Genomic DNA, 26,939 nt, shown 5'->3' with positions numbered 1-26,939 from the left:
AAAGCCATTACCCAATCCCAATCCAAGCCAAACCGGTTGTAAAAATAAAAATCAATAATTCACTAGGCTGCACAATAACAAGGAGCAGACATGTTAAAGCGAAGGAGTAAAACCCAAGAAGCGGAGAGATGATGGTGATCAAAACAACAGGAAGAGTGGAAAGGGGGCTGATGATGAGTCCGATCATCGGCAGAGTACCTCCAGCAGATTGCAGGAGTGCAGTCACTGCAGAAGCAATTGAAGTCATTACGAGTAATGCAGTTTTAGAAAAGCGGTTCTGAACAGAGTATGCTGCCATTTCAACAAGGCGATCCATTCTTTTAAAAAGGTACATAGAAAGCCTCCTGCCATTCATTTTTTACGTGACTATATCAATATAGTCCTGAACGTAAGGGGCATTCCTATTTTTACCTATTTTTATATGAAGGTTTACCGTAAACGGGCACTTCAAATGAGGATGATATGAATAACCACGATGGAGGATGGAAAGAGCCGGGGATTTCAACGCTCCAGGCTCTTCATCATTCAAGTTGATTTATATCATTTCTTCTGTTTCTATATCTGGTTCTTCGTCGCTTTTGTTAAATTCCGGTCCGCCGTATTGCTCGTTGATCTCTTTAGCTAGTTGCTCCAGGAACTCATCTGAGAATAAGTGCCCTTCTTTTTTAGACATTTTAAATCCTCCTTTTTTTTCGGGAAGTTCAAAATTTCTTTGTATATTAAATATTACCCACATCTTTAAAATTACCTTTAAGTAAAGTTTTTAATCTTTGTATTTACATTTTTTTAAGAGAGGAGTATTATTATCTAAGTTTCAAATTCTTAAATCGCTTAAACCAATTGGTGCGGGGGAACCATAATGGGCTTTTTTAAAAAGTCCTGGGGGTGAATCCTTAAGCAGGTAGGGCTACTCAATGGCCCGAATCCGACAGCTAACCTCGTAAGCGTTAATGAGAAGGAAATGAAGCTTGTGAGACTGGTAAACAAACGTCCGCAGGTCTATTAAAATTGGCTTGGGGGCTTTTTTCATGTGCATCTATACACAAATTTTTTATCGGCGGAGGAAAAACAGTGTTTTCTTATTTAAAGAGACTATTAATCGGAAGACCGCTCAAATCAAATGAGCTGGGGGAGCAGAAGCTTAACAAAACAAAAGCTTTAGCCATTCTTTCCTCAGATGCGTTATCATCTGTTGCGTATGGACCGGAGCAGATCTTGATCGTCTTAGTTACGGTTGGTGCTGCGGCTTTCTGGTATTCCATTCCCATTGCGGTTGGTGTACTTATTCTTTTAACTGCCCTTATTTTATCCTATCGGCAGATCATCTTTGCCTATCCACATGGCGGTGGGGCTTATGTTGTTTCAAGAGATAATTTAGGAGTAAATCCTGGATTAATCGCAGGCGGCTCGCTGCTGGTTGATTATATTTTAACCGTGGCAGTTAGTGTGTCAGCGGGTACAGATGCTATTACGTCTGCTTTCCCGGCGCTGCATTCTTATACTGTACCGATTGCGATTGTGTTTGTTTTGTTCCTTACAACTTTAAATTTGCGCGGGGTAACAGAATCTGCTTCAATTTTAGCTTATCCCGTTTATCTGTTTGTCCTAGCTTTATTTATCTTGATAGGTGTTGGATTGTATCAAATTTCAACGGGCCAGGTGCCTGCTGACTTACATACGTCTGTTGGAACACCAGTTGCCGGAATCAGTCTGTTTTTATTGCTGAAGGCCTTTGCTTCAGGCAGCTCAGCGTTAACAGGTGTAGAAGCCATTTCCAATGCTATACCGAATTTCAAGGATCCTGCCCCCAACAATGCGTCAAAGACGTTGATGGCCATGGGCGGATTATTGGCTTTACTATTTTCAGGAATTGTTTATTTGGCTTATTATTATGGAATTACTCCAAGTGTAAAGGAGACAGTGGTTTCTCAAATTGCCGACCATACATTTGGAAGAAACTATATGTATTATTTTATTCAGGGAACAACAGCATTAATTCTAATTTTGGCGGCAAACACAGGATATTCCGCTTTCCCGTTGCTCGCAGTTAACCTTGCAAAAGATAAATTTATCATGCGGATGTTCACCATTAGGGGTGACAGGCTTGGTTACTCAAATGGAATCATTACATTGGGAGTCAGCGCGATTATCCTGATCATCCTGTTTAAAGGACAGACAGAACATCTTATTCCGCTTTATGCCGTCGGGGTGTTTATCCCCTTCACCTTGTCTCAGTCAGGCATGATCGTGAAATGGATCAGGGAAAAACCAAAGGGATGGGTATCAAAGCTTATTATCAATGCAACCGGAGCTCTCATCAGTTTAACGGTAACCCTGATGTTCTTCTTTACTAAATTTCCACAGGTGTGGCCGGTATTAATCTTCTTGCCGATCATCGTCATCATCTTTCATAAGATCAAAACACATTATGAATTAGTAGGGGAACAATTAAGAATTAAACCGGATCAGCAGCCGAAGACGATTGAAGGCAACGTCATTATCGTACCTGTAGCAGGAATTACACAAGTTGTTGAAAACTCCATCAATTTTGCTACCTCACTTACAGATCAGGTCATAGCGGTATATGTTGCATTTGAGCGTGAGGATGAAAGAATATTCGAAGAAAAATGGAAGAAATGGCAGCCGAATGTGCGCCTCGTTACGCTGCATTCCCATTATCGAAGCATTATCCAGCCATTGACGAAATTTATTGACACGGTACAGCATAAAGCGAATGAAAATAACTATCAAGTAACCGTATTGATACCTCAGTTCATTACGAAGAAAAGCTGGCATAATATTCTTCATAACCAGTCAAGCTTACTGATTCGAGCGTATTTGCTCTTTAAACGAGATGTGGTTATTGCGACCGTGCCTTACCGTTTTAAAAAATAGTTGATGAAAAAACACTTCCGAAGATTTTACCTCACGGAAGTGTTTTTTCTGTTTTAGGATGGATTCGTAAGGCTGATAAGCTCCGCTTGCGTTCTGACATTGAAATCAAAGCGGTAGCCAGGGCGATAATAATGAAACATCCGCCGACGGTTGCATTGGATTCTACGGTAGATTGCTCAATCACAAAACCGCCGATGGCAGAACCGAACGCAATACCAAAGTGAAGCGCCGTGTTGTTCAGGCTTTGCTGGATATCTGAAGTTTCAGCAGTGGAAGATTCGATAAGATAGCTCTGCATCGCGGGTGTAATGGCCCAGCTCAGCATGCTCCAGATAATCATCACGCTCAAGAAAAACGGAAGGGAAAACGTTGTATAAGGAATAACGAACATCGTAAACCCGAAAAGGATGATAAATCCAATAATAGAGCGTTTCGTACCCAAACGGTCAGCAAGAAAACCTCCAACACCTCCGCCAGCTACCGCCGCACAGCCAAAGACGAGATAAACAATGCTTACCCACGTTCCGTTCAGGCCAAGGGCTGTTTTTAAGAAGGGCGTTAAATATCCATAAAGCGTCAAGTGGCCGGCCAAAAAGAGGAAGGACGTTAACTGGCCGAACAGAAGCTTTCGGTTTTTCAGCGTCTTTATCTGTATCATAAGGGAAACAGCAGGTTTTGAAGCCATTTGCTCCATAAAAAAGTAAACCCCAGCCATGGAAAGCAGCGTCAATCCAGCGATCAAAATAAAAGGAGCACGCCAGCCGAATGCATTTCCAAGCATTAATCCGATCGGAACTCCAAGCACGAGCGAGGCACTGATTCCCATGAAAACGACACCGATGGCACGAGCACGATATTGTTCAGATACGATATTAGATGCGATTGTGATGCACAGAACAACCAGCAGAGAGCCGCTTGCCGCTGATAGGATTCGAGCAATCAAGAGCACACTGTATGTCGGGCTGAAGATCGCAATGCCGTTTCCGGCAAAAAACACGAGCAGTGTCAGCAGGGTAAGGCGTTTTCTTTCTACTTTAGATGTCATCATAAGAAGAAGAGGTGAGGCGATCGCAAAAACAAGCGAAAATGCTGTGATCAGAAAACCGGCATGGCCGATGCTGACATGTAAGTCTTCCGCCACGAGATCAAGTATTCCGCCAATGATCAATTCAACCATACCTACAACAAAAGATACGATGGTCAATAAGTAAACACGTTTATTCATAGCTATTCATCCTTTTGTGAAAAAGTTACCACTGTAATAGTAACATTTATAAAAGGAAAAACAAGATAAAAGTTTGTTTGTACATAAATTGGAAAGGACTGTGTTATGATTTACATAGTGATTAAAGTCAAGGAGTCAAAAACATGCTGCAGCAATTCGGATTTACTCAATATGAAAGCCAGGTGTATCAATCCTTAATCACCGAGGATCAGCCGCTGGATGCTACCGGTATTGTCAAACGTTCTGGAGTTCCCCGTTCCAAAGTGTATGAGGTGCTTCACCGTCTGGCGGAAAAAGGAATGATCATGGAATCAACGGTGGAAAAAAAGCGGCTGTATACCGCACTGCCGATCGAGGCAACGATTAAAAAGCTCAAAGCCGACTTTGAGACCAATGTACAGCAGCTTAGAGAAGCACAGATAAAAAAAACAGTAACCGACGACCGGGTGTGGACGCTGAAAGACAATCAGTCCATCCAATCTGTCCTGCAAGGTCTGCTGCAGGGAGCGGAACAATCCATTATCATTTCTGGGTGGGCGGATGACTTAACAGGCTATCTCTCTTTACTGGAAGAGAAATATAAAAACGGGCTTTCAGTAAAAATTCATGTGATCGGTGAACTCTCCACGGAAATTCCGGACGTCTCGACTTTAATACCAGATACGCAGCACGGAACGTTGGAGAGAAGCCGGATCCTGATCGTGGACGAAGAGGAGATGCTCTTTGCTGGGATGGAAGATACGGCCTGGCAAGCCATTCGGACGAAATCACGTCCTCTCGTCAAATTCTTCGCGGAATTCTTTTATCATGATGTGGCACTAACAGAAATCACAAGAAAATACAAAGACACCGTCATGAAGGATGAAGCTGTAAGGAATGTTCTGTTGAACTTAAGATATTAGCTCTGTTAGTCAATGTTGTTGATTTCTGGCGCTCCGTTTGTTTCACAAATCAGCAGGCTCTTATCATCGCCTGCTATCACCCCTTATTATTGGAGAAAAGACTTGAGGGACTCTTTTAAGCATCAGTTTGCGAAGCCCATTAAGATTGAAAATCAACAATATGCTTTTGCAAAGCCAAGATATAATAAGAATAATAGCTCCTGCATAGCAGGGGCTATTCATTTGGAGAAATTTAACGAATTGAAAATGTCCTAAATAGGGTAAAGACTCCTATAACGAAAATCAGACAGGAGATGTTATTTTGGAGAATCAGAAGCCAGTGATCGGGATTACATGCTCAACAAAGGACATAGGAGGTCAGGAAACGGCCTATTTGCACTATAGCTATGCTACTTCCGTTATGAAGGCGGGTGGTGTTCCAGTCATACTTCCTATGGGTGACAAAGAAACGGTGAAAGAATGGGCAGCCCTGTGTGATGGCATATTGCTCAGCGGGGGAGAGGACATGGATCCACAGCAAATTGGAGCAGAACCGCATCCTAATCTTGGAAAAGTCATTCCGGAACGAGATGAAACAGAAATCAACCTCATCAACTATGCACAGAATAATAATATTCCTATCTTTGCGATCTGCCGGGGAATTCAGGTATTGAACGGAGCTTTGGGTGGCACGCTGGTGCAGGATCTAAATGAAGAGAGAGAGGATGTCATTAAACATTATCAGGACGGTGCGCGTTCGGCTGCTACTCATTCCATCAGCGTAGAAAAAGGTACGCTTTTGTCCGAAATTCTTGGAACTGAGGATATATCGGTTAATAGTTTTCATCATGGGGCAGTAGATGAAGTGGCACCGGGCTTAAAAGCTGCGGCCTATGCTTCAGACGGAGTGATTGAAGCTTTAGAAAGCACGGATCTAGAGAAAAGCTGGATGCTAGCAGTTCAATGGCATCCGGAAGATATGACAGAAGTAAGTGATGAAATGCATCAATTGTTTGTTCATTTCGTGCAAAAATGCCATGAGTTGTTGGAGAAGGAACAGCCCGCTCTCTAATCAGTAATGTATTAATAGGAAATCAGGTCATAAAAAAAGAGCTGTTCATCAGCTCTTTTTTTAGTTTCCTTCAGGGGGGACGAACAGTGAGAGATGTTGTTTCAGCACATTTGCTTGAAACGGAAGAGGCTCGCCTTCATCTCCATCAATATTGACCACCAGCTGTTCTGAAGCGGAAACATTCAGTGAAGCCGACTTGATATATTCCACATCTTTGTGTTCTTTCAGCTCACCCTTGATCAGTTTTGGGATGATGTTTAACGTACCAGGAAAAGAAATGTTTTTGACCACGTAAATATGAAAGAACCCGTCATTCACCTTCGCATGAGGCGCAAGCTTTTCAAAACCTCCTACGGAATTGGTAAGTGCGGTAATTAATAAATACGCTTTTCCCTCCCATTCGCCTTGATCATGTGAGATGGTCAATGAAAATGGTGTTTTATTAATGATAGCCTTCATTCCTTCCACAAAATAAGCAAACGGCCCGAGCAGTGTTTTTTGCTCTGTACTCACGTTGTAGGAGGCTTCGGCAATGGCTCCCACCGCCAGAACATTCATAAAGTGTCTGCCATTGATCTTACCGATATCTGCTTTTTTAAAGTGCTGGGAAGGAAGAATCTTTATAGCTTCAGAAGGGTCAAGCGGAATGTTCAGCGCTCTTGCAAAATCGTTGACCGTACCGAGCGGAATGATTCCAAAATCGGGCCGGTGCTCTTGTTCAGCGAGTCCGTTGACTGCCTCACTAACTGTACCATCTCCGCCCATGGATACTACGGTATCATAGTGAAGTTCACATGCTTTTCTTGCAAACTCCTCAGCGTCGCCTTCTTTTCTTGTTTCACTAACGGTCACTTCCTCATGAAATTTTTGAAGTATTCGTTCCGCCTCCGGAAGAAGATCCTTCGCTTGTTCCTTTCCAGAAGAAGGATTCAAGATAATCATCGCCTTTGTCATAGGCCCCCCCCTTTTTTTTACTGTATTCCTAAATAAGAGAGTACCCGTTACGGGTTGATCTCTAACTTCGGTACACTGGCCCTTTCATGAAAGGAAAAAGATGTTCTCTGTCGAATGATAGAAGGTAGTGGATGTCGAAAGGGAGTATCACATGGAATTTACCATTAATAAAGAGTATTTGAGCCAAGCGGTTTCGGATGTCAGTAAAGCGGTATCGGCACGGACAACATTGCCGATTCTATCTGGAATAAAGATAGCTGCTGACTATAACCGCCTTACCCTGACTGGAAGCAATGCTGAGATCGTGATTGAGCGTGTGCTGCATTCCGATGTGCAAGGTGAGAGCATGATTGCAGTACATAAAACCGGAAGTATCGTTGTTTCTGCAAAATATTTAAATGACCTTATCAAAAAACTGCCGGGTGATCTGCTGGTTAAGGTTGGGGAAAATCATTCGGTATCCATTCAATCAGAAGATATTGTTGTATCACTAAAAGGATTTCATGCAGGGGAGTTTCCTCGCCTCACGATGTCCCAGCCTGAAGCCAGCCATCAGTTACCAGGCACCGTTCTAGTTGATATGATCAAACGAACGATGTTTGCTGTCAGTAAAAATGGTGCACGGCCTGTCCTGACGGGTGTGCATTTTGTCTTTGATCAAAATTTTTTCTGCAGCACCGCTACCGACTCTCTGAGACTGGCAACCTATAAACGCAATATCGGCGCCAATTTGACCGGCTCATTTATCGTGCCTCATCCTGCTCTGCATGAGTTTTTAAAGCTAATGGGGAGCTACACGGGTGAAGTCACCTTAAAGCTTACTGAAAGCTATATTGAGTTTTCAACCGATGTTTTTTCTTTTTATTCGAGGCTCATTGCCGGAAAGTATCCAAACACGGCATCCTTGATTCCGAACGAATTTAAAACGGTGATTACTTTGCAGGCCAGTGATTTCTTAAAAGGAATTGACCGGGCAGCATTGTTTGCAGGGGAGTGGAAAAATAATAATGTGAATCTAACCCTTCTGGAGGGGAAAAAGCTCGGGATCTCTTCCCGATCTATGGAATCAGGCACCATCCATGAGATCCAGAACATTAACAGTTTAGAAGGCGAGGAAGAACTCAGTATTTCTCTTGATGGGAAATTTCTGACGGAAGCTCTCCGCGGAATAAAAGATGAAGAAATCAAAATCAGTTTCAGCGGGTCCATGAAGCCTGTTTTGATCGAATCTGTTTCTGATTCGCCTTATCAGCATCTTATTTCTCCCGTGAGAGCGTATTGATGGGGAGAAGAGGGTCTGCTCTTGGGGTTTGGAAGGCGGATTGTCGTTTATCCGCTAAAACAAGTGATTTACCCGCCGAAACGAAGCAAATACCCGCCAAAATAAAAAAATACCCACGAAAATAGGACGTTTACCCGCCAAAACCTTATTATAGTAAACTAGCGGATAATCAATACAAAAAGCACCGGCGCTCTGAAGTGACCCCGAAAAGTTAGAGTTTTTACTCTAACTATTGGGGTGCAGTATACTCCCGGTGCTTTTTCCGCTTATTTCACTTTCACATTAGCAGCATTCTCGTAAACTTCCAGCGCTTCTTTTACACTCGCATTCTTACGGACAATCTCATGGATCGCCTGAATCATGGCGCCTGGATGCTCTGACTGCCAGATGTTTCTGCCCATATCAACGCCGGCTGCGCCTTCCTGCATGGCGTTATACGTCAGATTTAATGCATCCTTCATGGTATCCAGCTTAGGTCCGCCAGCGATGACTACCGGAACGGGGCAAGTGCCCGTTACTTTTTCAAAGTTTTCGCAATAATAGGTTTTAATAATATCAGCGCCCATTTCTGCACCGATTCGAGAGGCAAGGGCCAGGAAGCGTGCTTCGCGTTTTTGCAGTTCCTTTGCAACAGCAGTAATCGCAAGGACAGGTATGCCGTAGTCGTGAGCTTCGGTTACAACAGTGGCCAAGTTTGAAACGGTTTGAGTTTCATAGTCTGAGCCCACAAAGATCGAAACACCAACGCCTACGACATTATGGCGGATAGCTTCTTTCATCGGAGTGACAATATGTTCATTAGCCAAATCCTTGCCCACTACACTAGGGCCACCTGATACCCTCATTAACACTGGTTTTTCACAGTTTTCAGGTATGCAGGCAGAGAGGGCTCCTCTTGTCGCAAATAAGGAATCTGTATAGGGGAGCAGCTCTTTTACGGTTTCTCCCGGTTTCTCTAGCCCGTGAATTGGGCCCAGGAAATAACCGTGATCAATGGCAAGCATGACTGCTTTTCCCTCAGGCAGTATTTGATTCATTCGGTTTTTTAATCCCCAACTCATAGGATCACTCCTTCTCAAGATCTGGATTGTCTACAACAACAGAATCTTTTTCTTGTATATGCGGTGATTTAATAAATACAGCTTTAAAATTTTGTTGAGATTGATTGATGAGATAGTGAGCTTCGTTTGGCCGGACTTGAAGCATGTCACCAGTTTTGGCAGGCACTCGCACACCATCAATATAGAAATCTATGGAACCTTCTAGTACATAAAAAATTTCTTCGCATGTCGTATGATAGTGATTTGGGAAGTCCTGGCCAGGCTTCAGCACGACGACACCAAGGTCTACATTTGGACCTTTCGTTAAATATTTAGGGCCATGATCTCCGAAGCGGAATTCATTTTCTGCCTCATTCACTTTCAGCAAAACAGCCACCCCTTTTCCTCTGTATTTATGACGGTCAAACAGAACCAGGTGCTTTCCACATATGATGGGTCAGCCCTTGGTCAGAGAGTGCCAGATGCTCCTTGTATACGGCCTGCCAATTCTCAAAAATCTTCGCATAAAGGATATGATTTTCTTTATTTGGTTCAAATGTGTTCTCCCATTGAACGATTTCAAGGGCAGCTTTTTCAATGGATGAGTAAATGCCAGCTCCATAACCAGCGACGATCGCTGTTCCGAGGGCGGCAGCTTCCTTCACAAGCGGCACCTTCACCTTGACTCCGAGCACGTCAGAAAGGATCTGGCACCAAAGCTTGCCTTTAGAAGCTCCTCCGGCAAAAATGACTTCATCGGGATAGTAGCCGGTGTGCTCCTGTATCATTTTTAAGTTTCCCAGCGTCACCAGGGCTGCATTTTCTTCAATCGCCCGGAACAACTCCTTTTTGCCGCAGCGTTCGGGATCGAGAGAAAGATTCGTAAAAGAAGGGGCGGCATGGCGCCAGGAAATAAAGTTCATCACATCTGAGAAAATAGGCATGATGCCATAAGAGCCCACAGGAACTTCAGCTGCCTGTTCTTCCAGCAATTCATAGGGGTCTCTTCCAAGCTCTCTTGCACGATTCTTTTCTTCTGTACAAAAGGCATCCCGAAACCAGCGCATGACGAGGCCAGGGAAGAAGACTATGGTTTCATACTGCCAAAGATGGGACACAGCATGACAATTGATTCGTATGCGCTGTTTAGGATCGGGGACAGGGGCAGTCACGTTAACTTCTTGCTGCCAAAAGCTTCCTCCGGAAACAAGGGTCTGACCTTCCTTCACTACTCCAACACCTACGGAGGCGAGCTGAGCATCACCTCCACCTGAAAATACGGCTGTACCTTCAGCCAATCCGGTGAACTTTGCAGTTTCAGCTGTAACATGCCCAAGTAATGTTCCTGCTTCATGGACAGGTGGGAATAGGCTGCTCTTCATTCCGCATTCCTTGGTAATCTGCGCATCCCAAGTGCGTTCTTTTATATTAAAGATGCCGGTTGTGCAGCCATTGGAAGGGTCGGCTTGCAGTTTTCCGCAAAGCTTATAGAGGAGCCAATCATTAAGCATCGTGATGGCCGCTGTCTCATTATAGATTTCAGGCTGATTTTTCTTGATCCATAAAAGACGAGGCAATGCTCCCAGCGCAAAGGTTTGGCCGGAAAGGCTGTACAGGTCCTCTTCAATAAGTGGGCGAAGCTGTTTTAAGTCTGTCACTTCTTCTGAAGCACGTGAGTCCACGTTGGCGCATGCCCAAATTTCCTGGCCTTCTTTGTTGTAAAGAACAAAACCTTCCCGCATGCTTGTTGCACTGATTCCTTTTATACATTGAGGTGTGATTTCGGCTTGCTGCACGGCATCTTTTATGCATTCCACAGCTATTCTCCAGTTCTCTTTTACATCAAAATTCATAGAGCCGGGAAAGCGCGGATCTGCGGGATGATCCCATTCCTGCTGTGACAATGACAGTTGATTGCCTTTCGTATCGAATAAAACCGCACGAATACTACCCGTTCCTGCATCAAGTGCTAGGATGGCATCCATTCTTTTTTTGTCGCCTCCTTCTGCATTAATTGAATAGCACTTTCTTCATCCGTGATTAAAGTTTGAACATATCCGCCTTTCAATGCTCCGTAAATGGCATCGATTTTCGTTTGTCCTCCTGCTACTCCGACCACATTTTTCATTCCTTTTAGTTTAGAGATGGGTATTCCAATTCTGCGTTCATGGTGAGGGAGAGTGAGGAGTTCTCCGGCAGCATTGTAAAATTGGCCGAGGATATCGCCGACTCCATTCTGTTTCTTGATTGTCGTCATTTCTTTCAAGGTTATTTTTTCTTCTTTAATAATGGTGGCATCTGATGACAATCCGCCTATTCCGACGAGCATGACAGAAGAAACACCTGCAAGCTCGAGGATATCGCTCACAGCAGGCTCGGAAAGAATGCTTGTGGCCATTTGGTGAGAGGAGGCAAGAAATGGTGCCGGGATAATATGAAACCGGCCCTGAAATTTGCTAAGCCCGCCATCAAGAGAATAATTTTTCTTTTGAAAATAATAGTTTACTCCGCCAGTCAGCGTAACAATGGATACATTGGCTGCCGGGTCAAGTGACAGGTGCTGCAGTGTACGGGTAACGGCTTCACCCCAGCCAATTCCGAGAAGCTGTTCGGAAGTCAAGGTGCTTTCAAGGTATTGTGCTGCCGCTTTTGCTAAGGAGTCTGACAGGTTGGAAGCAGGAGTTGGAATAATGAAGGCATCGGAGAGTCCAAATGTTTCTATAACATCTCTTTCGGTGCTCAAACAGTTGATTCCGTTCCCTCGAATGTTAAATTGAACAATTCCGTCAGAACGGGCTTTTTCCAGCATACGGACGATCTTGTTTCGGGAAAGATCCAGCAGTTCGGCAATTTCATTTTGTGTCAGGTTGTTTTTATAGTAGTGCCAGGCTACTTTTACGATTAAATTCTCCTCATAAGTGGACCTTTTCATGAGTTTCATCCTTTCCACATATGACCGTTGCTTCAACATATGTTCCTCCAAAAATGATTATGCCCGCTATTCAACGTGTGAAAATTGGTTCTAAGGAATCATTTGCTAAGATAAAATGCTACAAATACCACTTATTCTTTCCCAACAAAAATTAGCGGCAATAAAAATTGTTTGATTGAAAGGCAGGTGAATCCAATGGGTGAAGAATCCCTGTTACAAATGTCTGAGATCAAAAAGCAATTTTCTGAGAATCTGGTTTTGAAAGGCGTGGACATGAGTGTATTATCCGGCCAAATTCATGCTTTGATTGGTGGAAATGGAGCAGGAAAGTCTACTCTAATGAAAATCATAACCGGGCTGTATCAAGCAGATTCCGGGCAATTGCTGATGAAAGGGGAGCAGGTCCATTTCAACTCTCCGGCAGAAGCACATAAGAAAGGCATTTATCTCGTTCCGCAAGAACCTTTAATCTTTCCGAATATGTCAGTGGAGGAAAACATTTCGATTGGCCTCAAACAGCCGAAAAAGAACGTTAAACAAAAGATTAGGGAACTTAATACTAGACTTGGCTGGAATTTGGATCTTTCTCGATTGGCATCGACGCTCTCCATTGCTGAGCAGCAGCTGGTTGAATTGCTGAGAGGCCTTATGCGTGATGCTGAGCTGCTGATTCTGGATGAGCCGACCTCCACACTAACCCACCATGAAATATCAAGCCTGTTCAGGATTGTTAAACAGCTGGCAAGCAGCGAAAAGGGAATTGTATATATTACTCACCGCTTTTCAGAAATCTTCGAGCTTGCTCATCATATATCCGTTTTGCGTGACGGAGTGATCAGTGCTTCAGGCCCCGTTTCTCAGTTTTCCTATGAAAAGCTGGTTCAGAACCTTATGCCTGAAGGAAAAACATTTGATTCAAAAGCATCAGTCAGTCCTTGTAGACAGGAAGGAAAGGCAGAGGACAAAACTCCAATTTTGTCTGTAAAAAATCTATTTGGCAAGCGGTTTCATTCTGTGTCGTTCACTGTTTGCAAGGGTGAAGTTGTAGGAATAGCAGGAATCGTTGGGGCAGGGAGAACTGAACTAGCTGAAGCGATTTTTGGCATATCACAGTGCGCTTCAGGAGAAGTTTGTCTTGAAGGCGAAGATATTTCAACTTTATCTGTCAGAAAGCGGATCGACAGAGGCCTCGTTTATATACCGGAGGATCGATATGCACATGGTATATTTTCAATTGCATCGTTAAAAGGAAATTTAACCTCAGCCATACTTCATAAGGGAAAAAGATGGATCCTTCCCTTTAAGCAAGAACAAGAGATAGCGGAAAAGTACATCAGCCAGCTTAATGTGAAGGCGTTAAATTGCCGCCAGTCTGCCGAGTCCTTATCAGGAGGAAATCAGCAGAAAATTGTATTAGGAAAGTATCTGGCTGCCAAGCCAAAGGTAATCTTGTTTGATGAGCCTACTAGAGGAATAGATGCGAGTGCACGGCTGGATATCTATGAATTGATTTCAGAGCTGAAGAAAGAGGGAATCAGTATCGTTCTCATTTCATCGGACCCAGAAGAAATTATGGCGTTGAGTGACCATGTTTGGGTGATGCACGAAGGAAAGCTGGTCAAAAAACTGGAGGACGATGCCATTACACTGGATCAGATTACGAGTGCTTCCTTTGGTGTGGAAGAGGAGGTAACTGCTCCATGAAACTCCTATTGAGATTGATGCAAATCCGAGAGGCATCTATCTTTTTGTTCATTCTTTTATTTGTAGGCTGTATAGGCCTTGTAAATCCTGCATTTACAAGTGGGGAATCCCTCGGTTTGATTTTGAAGTCCAGTATGATTCTTCTCGTTTTGGCAGTCGGCCAATCGTTTGTCTTAATAACAGCAAATATTGACGTATCAGTGGGTTCTACTATGGGACTTTCTGCAGCGGTCTGCGGGATGATGCTTACTCATGGGGTGTCAGGATCTCTTTCTGTCGCCGCTGCTTTGCTTATCGGTTCATGTATTGGGGCTGCCAATGGTTTAGGCGTTTCGTTCTTTCGTATCCCGTCAATCATCATGACATTAGGGACTCTGGGAATTGTAAGAGGATATATGCTGTTTTATACAGAGGGTAAATGGATTGAGGATATTCCATTCTATTTTAAAAAACTGTCATCAGCAGAATTTCTCGGGATTCAACTTCCGGTTTGGATTGGAATCATAGCCGCTGTAGTGGCCTATCTCTTTCTTACCAGATCCTCAGTGGGCCGATACTTTTATGCGGTAGGGGATAATGAGGCAGGAGCAAGGCTAATCGGTCTTCCTGTTAGATCCATTACAGTGCTGGCGTTTACTTTCTCCGGTTTATCGGCATCGATTGCCGCCTGCCTGTTTGTCATGAACATCGGTTTTGTGCCGAATCAAACCGGTACAGGAATTGAATTGCAGGTCATTGCGGCAGCCGTCCTTGGAGGTGTAAGTCTTTCAGGAGGCCAGGGTTCTTTGTTTGGTGCAGGTCTGGGAGCCATCTTTCTTGAGGTGATCAATAATTCTTTGGTCTTTCTGAAGGTTCCTGCCTACTGGAACAACGCCATATCCGGATTTCTTCTGCTTTTGATCGTAACAGGAGACAGCAGGTTTCAGCTCTGGCTGCAAAGCAATGGGAAAAAGAAACAGCAAGAACAGGAAAATATGAGCCGTTCTAAACTACCGAAGTCAGGAGAGGGTGGATATGAAGATAAAGTGGTTCTATAGATGGGAGTTCTTCCTCTTGCTTATATTCATTGTGGAAATCGGCATTTTCGGATGGCTTAGCCCAGGTTTTTTCAATGTGAACAATCTGTTGTTCAGTATGAATGATTTCATGTTTATCAGCATTGCAGCCATTCCAATGACATTCGTCATTATTTCAGGGGGAATTGATGTTTCGATCGGTTCTATCATGGGTCTTTGCTCTATTATTCTGGGAGTCTCCTGGTCTCACGGAGTGAATGTGTGGCTGGCGGTATTGATTGCAATCTCCTGCGGATTGGCTGCAGGTCTTCTTAATGGACTGATCATTCTATATAGCAGAGTAGAGCCGCTCGTGGTGACATTAGGCAGTATGTTTCTTTTTTCTGGATTAGCGCTTGTTATTTCCGGCGGATCAAAGGCATCAGGGTATGAGGGTATCAGTGGTTTTCCAGATGCCTTCGTACAGCTTGGCAATGGGAGTTTCATAGGTATTCCCAATCCGCTCTGGTTCTTGATCGGTATGACAGCTGTCTTTTGTACATTGCTCCATTTTACGAAATACGGAAGAAGTGTGTATCTTGTCGGCATTAACAGCAAGGCTGCATTCTATAGCGGTTTGCGAATCAAGTGGATATCGCTAAGCACGTATATCTTATCTGGATTGGGAGGTGGTTTAGGCGGCGTACTGCTAACATCTTACTTCAGTTCAGCTCGAGCAGATTTAGGTTCTGAAGCTGTATTGCCTGTCATTACTGCAGTGGTTCTGGGTGGAACGAGCATCATCGGCGGCAAAGGGTCGATTGCAGGTACCGTGATTGCCAGTATTGTTATCGGCTTTATGCAATATGGTCTTCAAATGATCGGTCTGACGAGTGAACAGGCGAGTATTGTAATTGGGGCTATGCTGATTATTTCAGTCATGGCAAGGCAAAGTTCCTATCAGAAAGTCAATCAATGGTTCAGGCAAAGTAAAACAAATTCTTCTGATCTTACGTACAAGGGGGAAATGAGATGAAAAGAAGAAGTGCCTTATCTTTGTTCCTTATTTTTGCATTAATGATTTCATTGATGGCTGCCTGCAGCAGCGGTGACAGTAAACCGAAGGCCAAAGAGGCAAAGGATGTTAAGCTGGCGTTCATCCCGAAGCTGACAGGTGTAGGGTTCTTCACGTCTGGTGGTGAAGGGGCCAAGGAAATGGCTGACAAACTTGGCGTCAAACTGAAATACGACGGACCTTCAGAAGCTACTGTTTCCGGGCAAGTAAAATACATTAACAGTTTTGTGAACCAGGGTTATGATGCGATCATGGTGTCTTCAACCTCAGTTGACGGCCTCTCTCAAACATTAAAGCGTGCAAAGCAAAAAGGAGTGAAGGTACTGACTTGGGATTCAGATGTAAATCCAAAGGACCGATCGTTCTATATCAATCAGGGAACACCGCAGCAGCTTGGCCAGCTTCTCATCGATATGACGGCTTCTCAGATTGGCGATAAAGGGAAAGTAGCTTTCTTCTATTCCAGTCCTACGGTTACTGATCAAAATCAATGGGTAAAGGAAGCGAAAGCCATTATCGCAAAAAAATATCCAGGATGGGAGATAGTTACAACTCAATACGGTGAAAATAACGCGCAGAAATCATTATCCGTGGGTGAGGGAATCTTGAAAACCTATCCTGATGTGGATGCGGTCATCTGTCCGGATGCTACTGCTCTGCCGGCCATGGCACAAGCCGCTGAAAACCTCAAAAAAGCCGGAAAGGTAACTGTCACTGGATTTTCAACACCAAATGTCATGCGTGATTTTGTTAAACGCGGTACGGTAAAACAATTCGGCTTATGGGATGTTAAACAGCAGGGAGCACTCGCTACCTACGTTTCCTACCTGATGACGGTCAAAGGCAAGACTCTCAAAGTAGGAGACTCGTTTGAAGTGCCGGGTATAGGAAAAGTAAAAATTGAGCCAAATACCATTCAGGGCTATGATTATCAATCCAAAGACAGTGGCATTATCTTGCTCCCTGAACGCGTCATATTCACGAAAGATAATATTGATAAGTACAAATTTTAATTCTGCAGTCAGGATTTGGAGGGAGTGTGGCAAAATTACCGTTTACCCTCCAAACAAGTGATTTACCCGCCGAAACGGAGGTAATACCCGCCAAAATAAAAAAATACCCGCGAAAACAGAGCATTTACCCGCCAAAACTGGGTTATGGTAAACCAGCGACCTTTGAATTCAGCCAAATAAAAGAAGAGACTCAAATCTGAGTCTCTTCTTTTTATTAAAGGTAATTCTGTACTACGTAATAGCTGACTGCAACGATCAGGTTTGGCAAAGCGAACAATAGTAAGAGGGTGGAATAGCGTATTCTGTCTTGGCGATTCTCTTTGGTCTCACTGAAGTAATTTGCCCGGAACCGGTCACCGTCAATAAAAGCCCCAGTGAAAAGACCCGCAGCTAATAGCGAAACCAGGCCAATGCTGCCAGACACATTGAGCAGCAAGCTCCAGTCATTCAAAATAAATGCACTTAATAAAACAGCAGCACCGACAATCAGCCCCGCAATAAAAAACCTTTTCATAAAATCAGCCTCCTGTGTCTTGGATATACTGATCACATCTTTAAATTTCCATTACTACAATAATACCATTTATATCCAGTCTGTAAATGTAGTATATTCACTAAAAATTTCATTGTAAACAGCAGGCTGGCATTTTATAATAAGAACAAATGTTCGTTATATTAGGGAGTGGTAAAATTGGATGAGCAAATTCGGTATCATTTTATGTATAAGGAAAGAATGGCCGTTACCAATGAGATTATCATTCAGTTTATGGATTTTCAGGGTAAGCGTTTAGTAAGGGCGACAGCTCAGGATCTGAACAGCAGCAACAACCAAAAGTTAAAAGAAGATGCCAGAAAGCAGTGGGACCGGATAAAAAGGGCGGAGACCATGGAGCAGAAATAGCTGGCTGGCTATAAAAGAAGAGGAGGCAAGACATAGTGGATACCACAATGAATGGTACAGGGCGTGCAGCTGCGGGATGTGGAGGAAGAGGTTCTGAAGCTGCAATAGATTCTTGTCGAACTGAGTCTTTTTTCACATATAAAAGGATTATTTTGTAAAATATTGTAGAAAAGTTCAGAATTTTTGATATAATTAAGATGTGTAACTGATTGGTTCACAGAAGGAGGAATGTTATTGAGGTAAAATGCAGTGTCTATATCACCCAGGGGGCTGGGGATCTTTCAATTGAGAGGGGTAAGTGGTTAATGACAAATAAGGTGATGGTTCCAAATAAACAATATGAAATCAATGTAGACACCATGGCATTACTGCCTTTCTGCGATGAGTATGGCAAGTTACATACGAAGGTTCTTGAGAGAAACAGAACGTTGTGTGTTTGCGGAAAACCCAAGTCTGTTATCACTTTTAGCTGCGGTTACTATGGGTCAAGCTATAAGGGCCGGAAGGATGGGGCTTCTCATATAATGGGAATCCGGTCTCGGGCTCCAATTGTTATCAGTGAGCAGCTGGGCATCTTTTTCATTCCTCTTGAATCTCCGAACAATGACACATGCATCTGGATTGCTCAGGCCCATGTAAAACAGGTCAAGGCAACCTCCTCCGACACATCAGACATCATTTTTTCGAACGATACCTTCATTTCAGTCAACCAGGCTAAAAGTACGCTTGAAGCTAAAATCCATCGTGCGTCACATTATCGTTTTATTTTGGAACTGCGGATCAATGAGAAAAAAACGATTTATGCACATCGTTTTTTCCGGCCTTAAATTTAACCAAATGAAGACCCTGGTTGCTCTGCGCGCCAGGGTTTTATTGTATCTAAAGAGATTGAATGGGACTTATTGATTAAAGGTGCCAGGCACCATGTGCCCTTTTTTATTTTATCCAGTACAGGGCTTGTGAACTTTGAATACGATGAATATAACAATCGAAGAAAGAAAGGTTGTGTATTCATGTTTGAAATAAGGCCATCGCGGTTTGGCAGAGGCATCTTTGCTACCCGCAGCATAAAAAAAGGAGAGCTGATCCATAGAGCTCCCGTTATAGCGAGTCCAAAAGAAGAATGCAAATATATGATTAAAACGGTCTTGGCGGACTATGTTTTTAACTGGGGTGATGGGTATGCCATCGCACTGGGTTACGGATCGCTGTTTAATCATTCCTATTCCCCAAATGCCAGGTATAAACTTAAAAAAAGCGAGTTAATGATTGATTTTTACGCGTATAAAGACATTAATGCGGATGAAGAAATTCTGGTGAATTATAATGGGGATCCTGAGGATGACAGAGAACTATGGTTTAAACCGATATGAAGGCGGTATCCGCCTAACTAGGACATAAAAAAAGGAGTTTCAATCATACCCGATTGGACTCCTTTTTGTATCTGAAGGTCATTCACTCAAAAAAGCTGTTCTTTAATTCCTCTGTCATTTCCCTGACGAGCTCAGGCCGGCCATGAAATTGAGCAGGTGTATTTTGAAAGAGCTCGATTCTCCACATTCCATTCGTTTTAACGGCAACGAGGGTCTGATGAGCGTTAAGGTCGGGGTTCAAATCATCTTTCCCGTCCGGCACCATTCCGACGATCGACCGTAAAAGGGCACTTTCATTGCTTAATAGCTTAATGCCTTTAACTTTAAAGACATAGGCGGGAGTCGGATGATTTGCAAAGATCGGCTCAAGGTGAGAAAAAATTTCTTTATTTCCGATGACGTGGCTGCCGTCAAATCCGATTAATTCTCCCCCTGTCAGAAACAGTTCCGCCATGCCGGCACTGTTTCGTTGGTTCCAGGCTTCAATCAACTGGCGGTATAGCTGCATTACATCTTCAAGAGCAGTAGAACCCATAAGAATATCCCTCCAAGTACAGTATACTTATAGCTTGGCCTTATACAAGTCTATCGTCAAGTCCTGCTTTCTATCAAATTGGACAGCCTTTTTTTATTTCCAGGGATAGCTGCACCAATCGGGATTGATAGACTCGCATATACTAGTTTCATAAGGGTTTCCCTTTGTATCTTCTTTATAAGGAGGTGAGGGAATGATTACTCTAGTCACAATTGTGCTTGCATTACTCCTTTTGGTTGCATTGCTCGTAGCGGTACTTCTTGGTACACCAGAGCAGCAAACAATTATCCGGGATGCGATCATTGCGATTCTTAGTGCTTAATCAGCATAGAAACTAGATCCCCTTATGAGAAAAATCTCCGGAAGCTCATGTTTCCGGAGATTTTTTATTTCAATTCTGCATGTTCTGAATGTTATCGCCGTATTCCCCTAAGATTTTCTTCCAATTTCCATAAATCAATCGAAAACTTTCGAAAAAATACGAAAAGAAAAAGCAGGACTGGCTTTCCTAATGTCAAAGATAAAGCGTGTAGGAGAATTCCTACTTTTAAAATTCAATTCAGATGCAGGAGGGATCACCATGAAACGCATCCTAACATTTGAACCCAATAAGCCGGATCCTACAGACGTTGCTCACATCATTAAAGATGCTGCAGAATATGCCAATAAAGAGTGTTACAGGACCGATCTGCTGTCAGTCAATCATATTAATGTCCTATTGCATGTCATTGAATTGCTGCAAGAAGAAAAACAGGAGCAAATTCAGTCCGCTCAAGAAAATTTGAGAGAATGGAGTGTGCGGTGGGAACAAGGTGATGTTCATTTTGTTCCTGAACTCATGAATATGGTAAACAGAATGGTGCAAAATCCATCGCCCCTCTTAAAACAGGTGGGTACTATCGCTTCAAACGAATATTAAAAGTTTTTTTAACAAAATTCCTCTGCGGTGCATACGATGTTTATGGGTATTTGCCTACGATGCATACAGGGGGGAGCGGATAGTATGACAGAAAAAAATGACATTCAAGAACAAGAGAGTGAAGAGGTTAGCGGCAGAGAGGCTTTGGATGTTAACGGCATAATGAATTTAGCAGGAAGCATTCTCAACAAAGACGATGATTCCATTGATCTTAGCAGCATGATGATGATGGCTGCAAACTTGTTAAAAGACGATGGCCTTCTTGGAAACTTAGGCTTTGCTCAAGCCTCCGATGCTATCGTCGAAGATGAACAGCAGAATAGTGAGCTGGAGTGGCTGTCACGGCAGCTGCATGATCTCACCCATCAAAATATTGAGCTGAAGGAAGAATTGGTTGCCATTAAGGAACAGATCTCTGAGACGAAAGAAGCGATAGCACAGCTTGTAGAGGCTTCAAAAAAACGCTGGTGGCAGCTCAAATGAAGACAAAAACGGAAGGCCTCTTAGAGGTGTTCCGTTTTTAGTTTGTTTGCTTTTTAATTTCTTCATATTTTTGAACCCATCAAGGAAATGCTTTGTTAAAGGGTACGGGTTTGAAATCTTCCCATGTATAACGATATGGGTGGTTGTTCCCATGGCACACAATTCGCAATTTCCGCTTCCTTTTACAATTTCAAAGCCATATACGGATCTTGACCGTTTATTTTCTTCAACCCAGGTGTCCAAGCTATTTTAACAATAAGCTCTTTTCTAAAAGATTGTTGCATTGGGAACATTTTTGTAAAGAGCCTTCATTGACAAGTTGATTGGAGTGCAAGGTGTGAGACTCCTCGAAAATAAATTCCACATTTTCTTCGTGCGATATAACGCTGCCGAAGCCATCCTTGTCCTGCGGGAGCAGCGGGACAGGTGAGACCCACAGGCGACATTCGCCGAGAAAGTTGCCGCTGGCGCCGGTAAGGCTCACCGCACGCCCCGCGAAAGTAGGCGTTTATGCCGGTAAAAGCGAGCATCCTGAAACGGAAATCAACCACCCCTAAGAGCAACAAAGGTTACGAAAACAGCCTAACAATAAAATACTCAGCACTTTTAAGAGTTGAGCTTTTTATTATGTTTAAGGCCGTCCAACAGAACATGCAGGCCAAACAGAAACTGCGGTTCACCATGAACAACTGCTGAATAGCCGGCGAGTTCATTCAGTGCAGGATATTGCTCTACAGAAAGTGACTGGAACAATTCTTTTGTCTCTTTCAATAATTGATCTATCAATAGTTTATATGAAAGTGAAACCTTTTGCGGATGTCAAAAGCCCTGTTTTAATGGATAGATACTAAATATTCAGAAAATAAGTTTACGTTAAAACTATAGAATGATAAAATGTTGGTGAAACGTTTCGATAAAATAAAATAAATCAGTGAGAGGAGAAAAAATGAAGAAGCTGATGAATGTGGTAATCGCTTCAGTTTGTATTCTTTTTACCGTCTGTTCAGCTACTGCGGCTCAGGCCTCTGAACATAACCAGGCTGCATTTCAAAATGATTTGAAAGCGATTGCAAAGGATACCTATTCTTATTTTAGTGATTATACCGATCCAAGAACGGGGTTAACGAGTGATACGGTCAGGCTCCCAAACGGGAAAGTTGAAGAAGCCAAGCATACATCACCCACCAATATTTCAATGTATCTCCTGAGTACCATATCTGCGCAGGAAATGGGCTTTATTTCACGAAAGGAAGCCGTTCAGCGCATCCAAACAACACTCCATACACTGAACAGCTTAAAGAAGTGGAACGGCTTATTTTACAATTGGTACAATACGGACGGCTCTCTTAAAACGGACTGGGGACAATTTATTTCGCAGGTAGACAATAGCTGGTTGACGGCGGGATTAATGACCGCAGGACAGTCGTATAAGGAGCTCTATCCGCAAACAAGCAAAATTGTAAAGGCGATGGATTACAAGACACTTTATGATCCGGAAGTCGGACAGTTCCGTGGCGGCTATGATGTTGTGACGGGTAAATTGACTGAACATCATTATGGGATGTTTTATACCGAGCCAAGACTGGGGAGTTATATCGCCATCGGCAAAGGAGATGTACCCAGGGATCATTGGTGGAAAATGTACAGAACCCTTCCGCCTGAATGGGATTGGCAGTCACAGATTCCGGAAGGACCAACTGCAGAGTATGACGGTGTCTCAGTTTTCGAGGGGCATTATGAGTACAAGGGTGTAAAGTATGTACCGAGCTGGGGAGGAAGCATGTTTGAAGGGCTGATGCCGGGCCTTGTGTTAAATGAGAAAAAATATGGCAAGAACGCACTTGGTTTAAATAACGAGCGGCATGTTCAGCTGCAAATGGCGTTTGCGAAGGAGAAAGGCTATAGGGCTTGGGGATTCTCTCCTGCTGCCACTCCTGAAGGCTACAGTGAGTTCGCAGCAACACCGCTTGGGACATCGGGTTATAAAGATGATGGTACGGTAACGGCTCATGCATCGTTTCTTGCACTGGACTATGCACCAGCAGCCGTTCGTAAAAACCTTGCTGAGCTTAGAAAATTGCACGTTTATGGAAAGTATGGATTTTATGACTCAGTAAATGTAAAGAGCGGGGAAGTGGCCAAAGCCTACCTGGCGCTGGATCAGGGAATGATCATGGTATCGATCGCCAACCATGTGAAGCATGATGTGATCCGTAATTACTTCCATCAAGATCCTATCGCGGAAAAACCGCTAGATTTGCTGAAAAGGGAAGAGTTTTCGATTAAATAATGAACGAGCGGCTGCCAGAGTGGGTATGCCGCTCTTTTTTTGTGTGATTTGGATGCTTGATTGCTGTTTACCCGCGAAAACGTGAGGAATACCCGCGGAAATGAGAGATTTACCCGCCAAAAAAAAAAAAATACCCGCCAAAACAGCACATTTACCTGCCAAAAGCTGATTATAGTAAACTACGAACTCTCACACTGGCAGGTGCACACACAAAAAACACGCAGACTGCTAAAAGTCTGCGTGCTTGGCTTTATTTCATCCCCGAAATGGTGTAGCCCTCAATAATATGCTTTTGAAACAGCATGAAGATGATCACGATCGGTACGACCATAAAGGTAGAACCGGCCATCTGCAAGGCGAAGTTGCCGCCATATTGTCCTTTTAAAAGAGAAAGCCCGACAGACAGGGTATACAGTTTTTCATCGTTGGCGATGATCAAAGGCCATAGGAAGCTGTTCCAGCCGGCGATAAATGTCAGGATCCCCTGAACAGCCAGGATGGGTTTAGAGATCGGCAGGATAATCTGAATGAACACCCGGAATTCACTGGCTCCATCGAGGCGTGCGGCTTCAAGCAGCTCATCTGGAATGGTAGACATGAACTGACGGAACAAAAAGATGCTGAACGCCCCGACTAATCCTGGTAAAACAATTCCGGCCATCGTATTCGTCAGGTGAAGCTGGTTCAAGATCAGGTATACGGGAATCATCGTTACTTGCCCGGGAATCATCATCGTAGCGAGTACGAGGTAGAACAATTTTTCCCTCCCTTTGAATTGGTACTTGGCAAAAGCATATCCCGCCATCGCGTTTAAAAACAAACCCGCGAATGAACAGAGCACCACGATGATTGTGTTCCGCAAATAAACCGTGAAGTTCATGTTTTCAAACAGGTTGGTAAAATTCTCAAGCGTAAATTCATGTGGCAAAAAGGTTGGCGGGATCTGCATGACTTCCATTTCAGGTTTGAACGCAGATAAGATCATCCAAATAAATGGAATAGAGACGAGAAATCCACCGAGAGCCAAAATGATGCCGGTTACCCATTGCTGGCCACTGGCCGTTCTTCGGGCTTTAACTGAAGCATTAGTTTGCGTCTTTGCTTTTATCGCAGTCATCTCTAACTTCCCCATCTTAATAGTCCACCTCTTTTTTCTGCAATCGGAATTGAAGCAGTGTGATGATAATGATCGCAATAAACAAAATGAAAGATCCGGCAGCGGCATATCCGAAATTACTGAGCTGGAAACCATTTCTGTAAATAAACAGCGCAACAGAGGTGGTACTGTCGAGAGGGCCGCCTTTTGTCATGACTAGCGGTTCTTCAAAAAATTGAAGCCAGCCGATCATGGTAGTGATTGAAACGAAAAAGATTGCGTAACGCAGGAGCGGAAGGGTGATTTTCGTCAATTGCTTCCAGTTGGTTGCTCCGTCAAGCTGTGCCGCTTCATAGTAAGTTTTCGGTATCCCTTGGAGTGCTGCCAAAAAGATAATCATGTTCACCCCGATTCCCCGCCAGACAGCGAGTGCGATCAGTGATACTTTCGACATGTTCGGATCGGTGAGCCATGGAACAGGAGGCAGGTGAAGCCAATTCAGTACATAATTGAATAGTCCGAGCTGTGGATTGTACAGGTAGCTCCATACAACGGCGACTGCTACCACGTTTGTGATCGAAGGCATATAAAAGATCACACGGAAGGCTCGGAAAATGCGTGATTTGCCGAAGTTGATCAACAAAGCGATGGCCAAAGAACAAACAATGACCAAAGGCACACCGATTACTACATAAAAAAGCGTATTAAACAAGGACTTCATAAAAATAGGGTCTTTAAAAACCTGAATGTAATTTTCCAATCCGACAAAATGAATCATCGACCAGTCGCCCAAACCTTCGAGACTGATGTCCGTAAAACTGATGACAAGAGCAACGACGATTGGAAACAGAGAAAACAGGCCTAAAAGGAGAAGGGCAGGTGCGATAAATAAGTAAGGCGTTTTGGTGTTTATGGCTTTCATGTTTCGCTCCTTTCTGCACATCGATCTAATCTGGGGATGTAAAGGGATAACTAGCAGAAAGTCTGCTAGTTATCAGGGTTTGTCTTTATTTATTTAAAAGATCCTCCGCTTTTTTGTTGAACTCGTTCATTTCTTTTTTCGGTGTGGTTTGGCCGCGGTAAATCTTTTCAAAGCTGCTTAAGTATTCTTGAGCGACCGGTTCCCATTGTTTGATGACAGGCATTGGTTTGGAATCTTTCATCTGTTCGCCGAACGTTGTGTAGAACTTGTTGTCTTTCAGTGCCTGATCTTCCCATGCTTTTTTAGTAGAAGGAAGAGAATTTGTCATATTCATCCATTTTAGCTGAGTTTCAGGCTTGTTCATAAATGCCAGGAATTTCAGTGAAGCATCTTTGTGTTTTGTATATTGGAAGACAGAAAGATTGGAACCGCCAAGTGCTGATAGATTGTTTTCCTTTTTAGGAAGGACAGCGGTTGCCCATTTTCCTTTTAAGTCTGGTGCTTGGTCGTTAATGAGTTTAACCATCCACGGACCGCTTATAAACATTGGCAGAATACCGTCGCCGCGGAATCCTTGTACGATATCAATACCAGCGTCTTTTGGCGCAGATCCGTTTTTAAAGAAGCTGTTTAAATAATCGACCGCTTCCACAAACTTTGGATCATTGAAATGAGGTTTGCCTTGGCTATCGAGCAATTCCGCTCCGTTTTGCCGGGCGAACATAAAGCCTAAGCTTTGTTCTTTGACATCAAGGCTGATGCCGTACTTATTCTTGCCGCGCTCAGATAGTTTCTTGGCAGCTGCACTCAGTTCTTCCCACGTTTTAGGAGCTTCATTGAAACCGGCTTTCTTTAAAAGATCGGTACGGTAGAAGAGGACGCGTGTGTCGATATACCATGGAACACCGACCGTTTGGTTTTTATATTTTGTTGTTTCTATAGAACCGGCATAATAGTTGGACGGGTCGAGCTCCGGGTATTTTTTCACATAAGGTTTTAAATCCAGCAAAGCTTTCGCGGAACCGAATTCTGGAATCCAAGTTGTTCCCATCTGCAAAACATCTGGCCCTTTTTTAGCAGCAACAGCTGTTAGCAGCTTATCGTGGGCAGTCTCCCAAGGGATCGCCTGAACCTTAACATCAATTTTTGGATTTTCTTTTTCAAAGGCTTCGGCAATCTTGGGTAATGATTTGGCTTCTTCTCCCATTCCCCATACATTAATCACGGTCTTTCCGCTTCCTGATGTACTGGATGAACAGCCTGTGAGCGCACCTGACATGAGTACTGCTCCTGCCAAAGAACCGACGATTAGCTTTTTGTTGAGTTTAGGTAACCAGTTTTTCATATTTACT

General features: G+C 43.5%; 31 protein-coding genes and 1 riboswitch. Of the genes, 16 read left to right on the top strand and 15 right to left on the bottom strand.

Features of this window, described 5'->3' with window-relative positions; genetic code table 11:
- Positions 1 to 7: 7 nt before the first annotated feature.
- Together OKX00_RS16245 and OKX00_RS16240 are read right to left on the bottom strand one after the other, a co-directional pair.
- Positions 8 to 334, bottom strand: a complete 327-nt coding sequence (locus tag OKX00_RS16245) for a hypothetical protein (RefSeq protein ID WP_265408027.1) — start codon at positions 332 to 334, stop codon at positions 8 to 10.
- A gap of 201 nt (positions 335 to 535) precedes the next feature.
- Entirely contained in the window at positions 536 to 673 is a 138-nt protein-coding gene (locus OKX00_RS16240; protein WP_139223431.1) for a hypothetical protein, read from the bottom strand.
- 145 nt (positions 674 to 818) lie between these two features.
- Positions 819 to 962, top strand: a riboswitch (cyclic di-AMP (ydaO/yuaA leader).
- Between the two features lie 109 nt (positions 963 to 1,071).
- Between OKX00_RS16240 and OKX00_RS16235 the strand changes: the two genes are divergently transcribed.
- Positions 1,072 to 2,895: an APC family permease gene (locus tag OKX00_RS16235; protein ID WP_053355066.1), complete on the top strand. Its 1,824-nt coding sequence runs from the start codon at positions 1,072 to 1,074 to the stop codon at positions 2,893 to 2,895.
- Between the two features lie 31 nt (positions 2,896 to 2,926).
- On the opposite strand, the gene OKX00_RS16230 is transcribed toward OKX00_RS16235, so the two are convergent.
- Positions 2,927 to 4,120: an MFS transporter gene (locus OKX00_RS16230; RefSeq protein ID WP_265408026.1), complete on the bottom strand. Its 1,194-nt coding sequence runs from the start codon at positions 4,118 to 4,120 to the stop codon at positions 2,927 to 2,929.
- 143 nt (positions 4,121 to 4,263) lie between these two features.
- Between OKX00_RS16230 and OKX00_RS16225 the strand changes: the two genes are divergently transcribed.
- Positions 4,264 to 5,022 carry a TrmB family transcriptional regulator gene (locus OKX00_RS16225; protein ID WP_265408025.1) on the top strand — a complete coding sequence of 253 codons (759 nt, stop codon included), beginning with the start codon at positions 4,264 to 4,266 and terminating at the stop codon, positions 5,020 to 5,022.
- A 301-nt stretch (positions 5,023 to 5,323) separates the two neighbouring features.
- Positions 5,324 to 6,073: a gamma-glutamyl-gamma-aminobutyrate hydrolase family protein gene (locus OKX00_RS16220; RefSeq protein WP_265408024.1), complete on the top strand. Its 750-nt coding sequence runs from the start codon at positions 5,324 to 5,326 to the stop codon at positions 6,071 to 6,073.
- A gap of 60 nt (positions 6,074 to 6,133) precedes the next feature.
- Here OKX00_RS16220 and OKX00_RS16215 read toward each other — a convergent pair whose 3' ends face one another.
- Positions 6,134 to 7,027, bottom strand: coding sequence for a diacylglycerol/lipid kinase family protein (locus tag OKX00_RS16215; RefSeq protein WP_265408023.1), 894 nt, complete (start codon positions 7,025 to 7,027; stop codon positions 6,134 to 6,136).
- A 151-nt stretch (positions 7,028 to 7,178) separates the two neighbouring features.
- Here OKX00_RS16215 and dnaN point away from each other — a divergent pair, with 151 nt between their 5' ends.
- Positions 7,179 to 8,309 carry a DNA polymerase III subunit beta gene (gene dnaN, locus OKX00_RS16210; protein WP_265408022.1) on the top strand — a complete coding sequence of 377 codons (1,131 nt, stop codon included), beginning with the start codon at positions 7,179 to 7,181 and terminating at the stop codon, positions 8,307 to 8,309.
- Positions 8,310 to 8,575: 266 nt separating this feature from the next.
- Here dnaN and lsrF read toward each other — a convergent pair whose 3' ends face one another.
- Genes lsrF through OKX00_RS16190 form a run of 4 tightly spaced genes read right to left on the bottom strand, consistent with a single transcriptional unit; the run spans position 8,576 to position 12,281 of the window.
- Positions 8,576 to 9,370, bottom strand: a complete 795-nt coding sequence (lsrF, locus tag OKX00_RS16205; RefSeq protein ID WP_265408021.1) for a 3-hydroxy-5-phosphonooxypentane-2,4-dione thiolase — start codon at positions 9,368 to 9,370, stop codon at positions 8,576 to 8,578.
- A 4-nt stretch (positions 9,371 to 9,374) separates the two neighbouring features.
- Complete coding sequence (locus tag OKX00_RS16200) at positions 9,375 to 9,737, bottom strand: cupin domain-containing protein (protein ID WP_265408020.1); 363 nt, start codon at positions 9,735 to 9,737, stop codon at positions 9,375 to 9,377.
- 34 nt (positions 9,738 to 9,771) lie between these two features.
- Complete coding sequence (gene lsrK / locus OKX00_RS16195; RefSeq protein ID WP_265408019.1) at positions 9,772 to 11,334, bottom strand: autoinducer-2 kinase; 1,563 nt, start codon at positions 11,332 to 11,334, stop codon at positions 9,772 to 9,774.
- The gene (locus OKX00_RS16190; protein ID WP_265410564.1) at positions 11,319 to 12,281 is read right to left on the bottom strand and encodes a sugar-binding transcriptional regulator; all 963 of its coding nucleotides are present in this window, start codon (positions 12,279 to 12,281) and stop codon (positions 11,319 to 11,321) included. The genes lsrK and OKX00_RS16190 overlap by 16 nt, the downstream gene beginning before the upstream one ends.
- Before the next feature lie 195 nt (positions 12,282 to 12,476).
- On the opposite strand from OKX00_RS16190, the gene OKX00_RS16185 reads away from it, so the two are divergent.
- From OKX00_RS16185 to OKX00_RS16165, 5 genes are read left to right on the top strand one after another with little or no spacing between them, the layout of a single operon-like run.
- A complete protein-coding gene (locus OKX00_RS16185; protein ID WP_265408018.1) occupies positions 12,477 to 13,985 on the top strand; it encodes a sugar ABC transporter ATP-binding protein in 1,509 nt (502 codons plus the stop codon).
- Positions 13,982 to 15,022 carry an ABC transporter permease subunit gene (locus OKX00_RS16180; RefSeq protein ID WP_416054249.1) on the top strand — a complete coding sequence of 347 codons (1,041 nt, stop codon included), beginning with the start codon at positions 13,982 to 13,984 and terminating at the stop codon, positions 15,020 to 15,022. The genes OKX00_RS16185 and OKX00_RS16180 overlap by 4 nt, the downstream gene beginning before the upstream one ends.
- Positions 15,006 to 16,016 carry an ABC transporter permease gene (locus tag OKX00_RS16175; RefSeq protein WP_416054347.1) on the top strand — a complete coding sequence of 337 codons (1,011 nt, stop codon included), beginning with the start codon at positions 15,006 to 15,008 and terminating at the stop codon, positions 16,014 to 16,016. The genes OKX00_RS16180 and OKX00_RS16175 overlap by 17 nt, the downstream gene beginning before the upstream one ends.
- A complete protein-coding gene (gene lsrB / locus OKX00_RS16170) occupies positions 16,013 to 17,068 on the top strand; it encodes an autoinducer 2 ABC transporter substrate-binding protein LsrB (protein WP_053355053.1) in 1,056 nt (351 codons plus the stop codon). The genes OKX00_RS16175 and lsrB overlap by 4 nt, the downstream gene beginning before the upstream one ends.
- 26 nt (positions 17,069 to 17,094) lie before the next feature.
- The gene (locus OKX00_RS16165; RefSeq protein WP_265408016.1) at positions 17,095 to 17,268 is read left to right on the top strand and encodes a hypothetical protein; all 174 of its coding nucleotides are present in this window, start codon (positions 17,095 to 17,097) and stop codon (positions 17,266 to 17,268) included.
- A 14-nt stretch (positions 17,269 to 17,282) separates the two neighbouring features.
- On the opposite strand, the gene OKX00_RS16160 is transcribed toward OKX00_RS16165, so the two are convergent.
- On the bottom strand, positions 17,283 to 17,582 hold the full coding sequence (locus OKX00_RS16160) for a DUF5316 domain-containing protein (RefSeq protein WP_062239649.1): 300 nt from the start codon (positions 17,580 to 17,582) through the stop codon (positions 17,283 to 17,285).
- Between the two features lie 177 nt (positions 17,583 to 17,759).
- On the opposite strand from OKX00_RS16160, the gene OKX00_RS16155 reads away from it, so the two are divergent.
- The 3 genes from OKX00_RS16155 (at position 17,760) to OKX00_RS16145 (ending at position 19,342) form a co-directional block, all read left to right on the top strand.
- Positions 17,760 to 17,969: a hypothetical protein gene (locus tag OKX00_RS16155; protein WP_062239652.1), complete on the top strand. Its 210-nt coding sequence runs from the start codon at positions 17,760 to 17,762 to the stop codon at positions 17,967 to 17,969.
- Between the two features lie 305 nt (positions 17,970 to 18,274).
- Positions 18,275 to 18,796 (top strand): competence protein ComK, encoded by a 522-nt coding sequence (locus OKX00_RS16150; RefSeq protein WP_053355050.1) that lies wholly within the window; start codon positions 18,275 to 18,277, stop codon positions 18,794 to 18,796.
- Between the two features lie 186 nt (positions 18,797 to 18,982).
- Positions 18,983 to 19,342, top strand: a complete 360-nt coding sequence (locus OKX00_RS16145; RefSeq protein ID WP_248254619.1) for an SET domain-containing protein — start codon at positions 18,983 to 18,985, stop codon at positions 19,340 to 19,342.
- Positions 19,343 to 19,424: 82 nt separating this feature from the next.
- Here the strand turns inward: OKX00_RS16145 and OKX00_RS16140 are convergent, their stop codons facing one another.
- A complete protein-coding gene (locus OKX00_RS16140) occupies positions 19,425 to 19,877 on the bottom strand; it encodes an SgcJ/EcaC family oxidoreductase (protein ID WP_265408015.1) in 453 nt (150 codons plus the stop codon).
- Positions 19,878 to 20,070: 193 nt separating this feature from the next.
- Here OKX00_RS16140 and OKX00_RS16135 point away from each other — a divergent pair, with 193 nt between their 5' ends.
- From OKX00_RS16135 to OKX00_RS16125, 3 genes are all read left to right on the top strand, one after another.
- Positions 20,071 to 20,199 (top strand): hypothetical protein, encoded by a 129-nt coding sequence (locus OKX00_RS16135; RefSeq protein ID WP_255357618.1) that lies wholly within the window; start codon positions 20,071 to 20,073, stop codon positions 20,197 to 20,199.
- A gap of 258 nt (positions 20,200 to 20,457) precedes the next feature.
- The gene (locus tag OKX00_RS16130) at positions 20,458 to 20,796 is read left to right on the top strand and encodes a hypothetical protein (RefSeq protein WP_265408014.1); all 339 of its coding nucleotides are present in this window, start codon (positions 20,458 to 20,460) and stop codon (positions 20,794 to 20,796) included.
- Between the two features lie 84 nt (positions 20,797 to 20,880).
- Positions 20,881 to 21,279, top strand: coding sequence for a hypothetical protein (locus OKX00_RS16125; RefSeq protein WP_053355046.1), 399 nt, complete (start codon positions 20,881 to 20,883; stop codon positions 21,277 to 21,279).
- A gap of 244 nt (positions 21,280 to 21,523) precedes the next feature.
- On the opposite strand, the gene OKX00_RS16120 is transcribed toward OKX00_RS16125, so the two are convergent.
- Both OKX00_RS16120 and OKX00_RS16115 read right to left on the bottom strand, forming a co-directional pair.
- A complete protein-coding gene (locus OKX00_RS16120; protein ID WP_265408013.1) occupies positions 21,524 to 21,763 on the bottom strand; it encodes a hypothetical protein in 240 nt (79 codons plus the stop codon).
- 122 nt (positions 21,764 to 21,885) lie between these two features.
- Positions 21,886 to 22,032, bottom strand: coding sequence for a hypothetical protein (locus tag OKX00_RS16115; RefSeq protein ID WP_265408012.1), 147 nt, complete (start codon positions 22,030 to 22,032; stop codon positions 21,886 to 21,888).
- A gap of 193 nt (positions 22,033 to 22,225) precedes the next feature.
- Between OKX00_RS16115 and OKX00_RS16110 the strand changes: the two genes are divergently transcribed.
- A complete protein-coding gene (locus OKX00_RS16110) occupies positions 22,226 to 23,569 on the top strand; it encodes a glucoamylase family protein (RefSeq protein ID WP_265408011.1) in 1,344 nt (447 codons plus the stop codon).
- Between the two features lie 250 nt (positions 23,570 to 23,819).
- On the opposite strand, the gene OKX00_RS16105 is transcribed toward OKX00_RS16110, so the two are convergent.
- From OKX00_RS16105 to OKX00_RS16095, 3 genes are all read right to left on the bottom strand, one after another.
- Positions 23,820 to 24,686: a carbohydrate ABC transporter permease gene (locus tag OKX00_RS16105; RefSeq protein WP_416054346.1), complete on the bottom strand. Its 867-nt coding sequence runs from the start codon at positions 24,684 to 24,686 to the stop codon at positions 23,820 to 23,822.
- 16 nt (positions 24,687 to 24,702) lie between these two features.
- Positions 24,703 to 25,587 carry a carbohydrate ABC transporter permease gene (locus OKX00_RS16100; RefSeq protein WP_062239665.1) on the bottom strand — a complete coding sequence of 295 codons (885 nt, stop codon included), beginning with the start codon at positions 25,585 to 25,587 and terminating at the stop codon, positions 24,703 to 24,705.
- A gap of 85 nt (positions 25,588 to 25,672) precedes the next feature.
- On the bottom strand, positions 25,673 to 26,932 hold the full coding sequence (locus OKX00_RS16095) for a sugar ABC transporter substrate-binding protein (protein WP_265408009.1): 1,260 nt from the start codon (positions 26,930 to 26,932) through the stop codon (positions 25,673 to 25,675).
- Between the last annotated feature and the right edge of the window lie 7 nt (positions 26,933 to 26,939).

Source organism: Fictibacillus sp. KU28468 (assembly GCF_026153615.1).
GTDB lineage: Bacteria > Bacillota > Bacilli > Bacillales > Fictibacillaceae > Fictibacillus_C > Fictibacillus_C marinisediminis.
The sequence above is the reverse complement of the archived record's forward strand: the minus strand, read 5'-3'. Positions and strand labels throughout refer to the sequence as shown.

Excerpts from the sequence above, each read along its gene's own strand:
- lsrF (WP_265408021.1), bottom strand. The coding sequence starts at position 9,370 with ATGAGTTGGGGATTAAAAAACCGAATGAATCAAATACTGCCTGAGGGA.
- OKX00_RS16150 (WP_053355050.1), top strand. The coding sequence starts at position 18,275 with ATGACAAATAAGGTGATGGTTCCAAATAAACAATATGAAATCAATGTA.
- OKX00_RS16125 (WP_053355046.1), top strand. The coding sequence starts at position 20,881 with ATGACAGAAAAAAATGACATTCAAGAACAAGAGAGTGAAGAGGTTAGC.
- OKX00_RS16245 (WP_265408027.1), bottom strand. The coding sequence starts at position 334 with ATGTACCTTTTTAAAAGAATGGATCGCCTTGTTGAAATGGCAGCATAC.
- lsrK (WP_265408019.1), bottom strand. The coding sequence starts at position 11,334 with ATGGATGCCATCCTAGCACTTGATGCAGGAACGGGTAGTATTCGTGCG.
- OKX00_RS16145 (WP_248254619.1), top strand. The coding sequence starts at position 18,983 with ATGTTTGAAATAAGGCCATCGCGGTTTGGCAGAGGCATCTTTGCTACC.
- OKX00_RS16095 (WP_265408009.1), bottom strand. The coding sequence starts at position 26,932 with ATGAAAAACTGGTTACCTAAACTCAACAAAAAGCTAATCGTCGGTTCT.
- OKX00_RS16140 (WP_265408015.1), bottom strand. The coding sequence starts at position 19,877 with ATGGGTTCTACTGCTCTTGAAGATGTAATGCAGCTATACCGCCAGTTG.
- OKX00_RS16100 (WP_062239665.1), bottom strand. The coding sequence starts at position 25,587 with ATGAAAGCCATAAACACCAAAACGCCTTACTTATTTATCGCACCTGCC.
- OKX00_RS16230 (WP_265408026.1), bottom strand. The coding sequence starts at position 4,120 with ATGAATAAACGTGTTTACTTATTGACCATCGTATCTTTTGTTGTAGGT.
- OKX00_RS16130 (WP_265408014.1), top strand. The coding sequence starts at position 20,458 with ATGAAACGCATCCTAACATTTGAACCCAATAAGCCGGATCCTACAGAC.
- OKX00_RS16240 (WP_139223431.1), bottom strand. The coding sequence starts at position 673 with ATGTCTAAAAAAGAAGGGCACTTATTCTCAGATGAGTTCCTGGAGCAA.
- OKX00_RS16160 (WP_062239649.1), bottom strand. The coding sequence starts at position 17,582 with ATGAAAAGGTTTTTTATTGCGGGGCTGATTGTCGGTGCTGCTGTTTTA.
- lsrB (WP_053355053.1), top strand. The coding sequence starts at position 16,013 with ATGAAAAGAAGAAGTGCCTTATCTTTGTTCCTTATTTTTGCATTAATG.
- dnaN (WP_265408022.1), top strand. The coding sequence starts at position 7,179 with ATGGAATTTACCATTAATAAAGAGTATTTGAGCCAAGCGGTTTCGGAT.
- OKX00_RS16105 (WP_416054346.1), bottom strand. The coding sequence starts at position 24,686 with ATGACTGCGATAAAAGCAAAGACGCAAACTAATGCTTCAGTTAAAGCC.
- OKX00_RS16215 (WP_265408023.1), bottom strand. The coding sequence starts at position 7,027 with ATGACAAAGGCGATGATTATCTTGAATCCTTCTTCTGGAAAGGAACAA.
- OKX00_RS16135 (WP_255357618.1), top strand. The coding sequence starts at position 20,071 with ATGATTACTCTAGTCACAATTGTGCTTGCATTACTCCTTTTGGTTGCA.
- OKX00_RS16185 (WP_265408018.1), top strand. The coding sequence starts at position 12,477 with ATGGGTGAAGAATCCCTGTTACAAATGTCTGAGATCAAAAAGCAATTT.
- OKX00_RS16225 (WP_265408025.1), top strand. The coding sequence starts at position 4,264 with ATGCTGCAGCAATTCGGATTTACTCAATATGAAAGCCAGGTGTATCAA.
- OKX00_RS16110 (WP_265408011.1), top strand. The coding sequence starts at position 22,226 with ATGAAGAAGCTGATGAATGTGGTAATCGCTTCAGTTTGTATTCTTTTT.
- OKX00_RS16190 (WP_265410564.1), bottom strand. The coding sequence starts at position 12,281 with ATGAAAAGGTCCACTTATGAGGAGAATTTAATCGTAAAAGTAGCCTGG.
- OKX00_RS16180 (WP_416054249.1), top strand. The coding sequence starts at position 13,982 with ATGAAACTCCTATTGAGATTGATGCAAATCCGAGAGGCATCTATCTTT.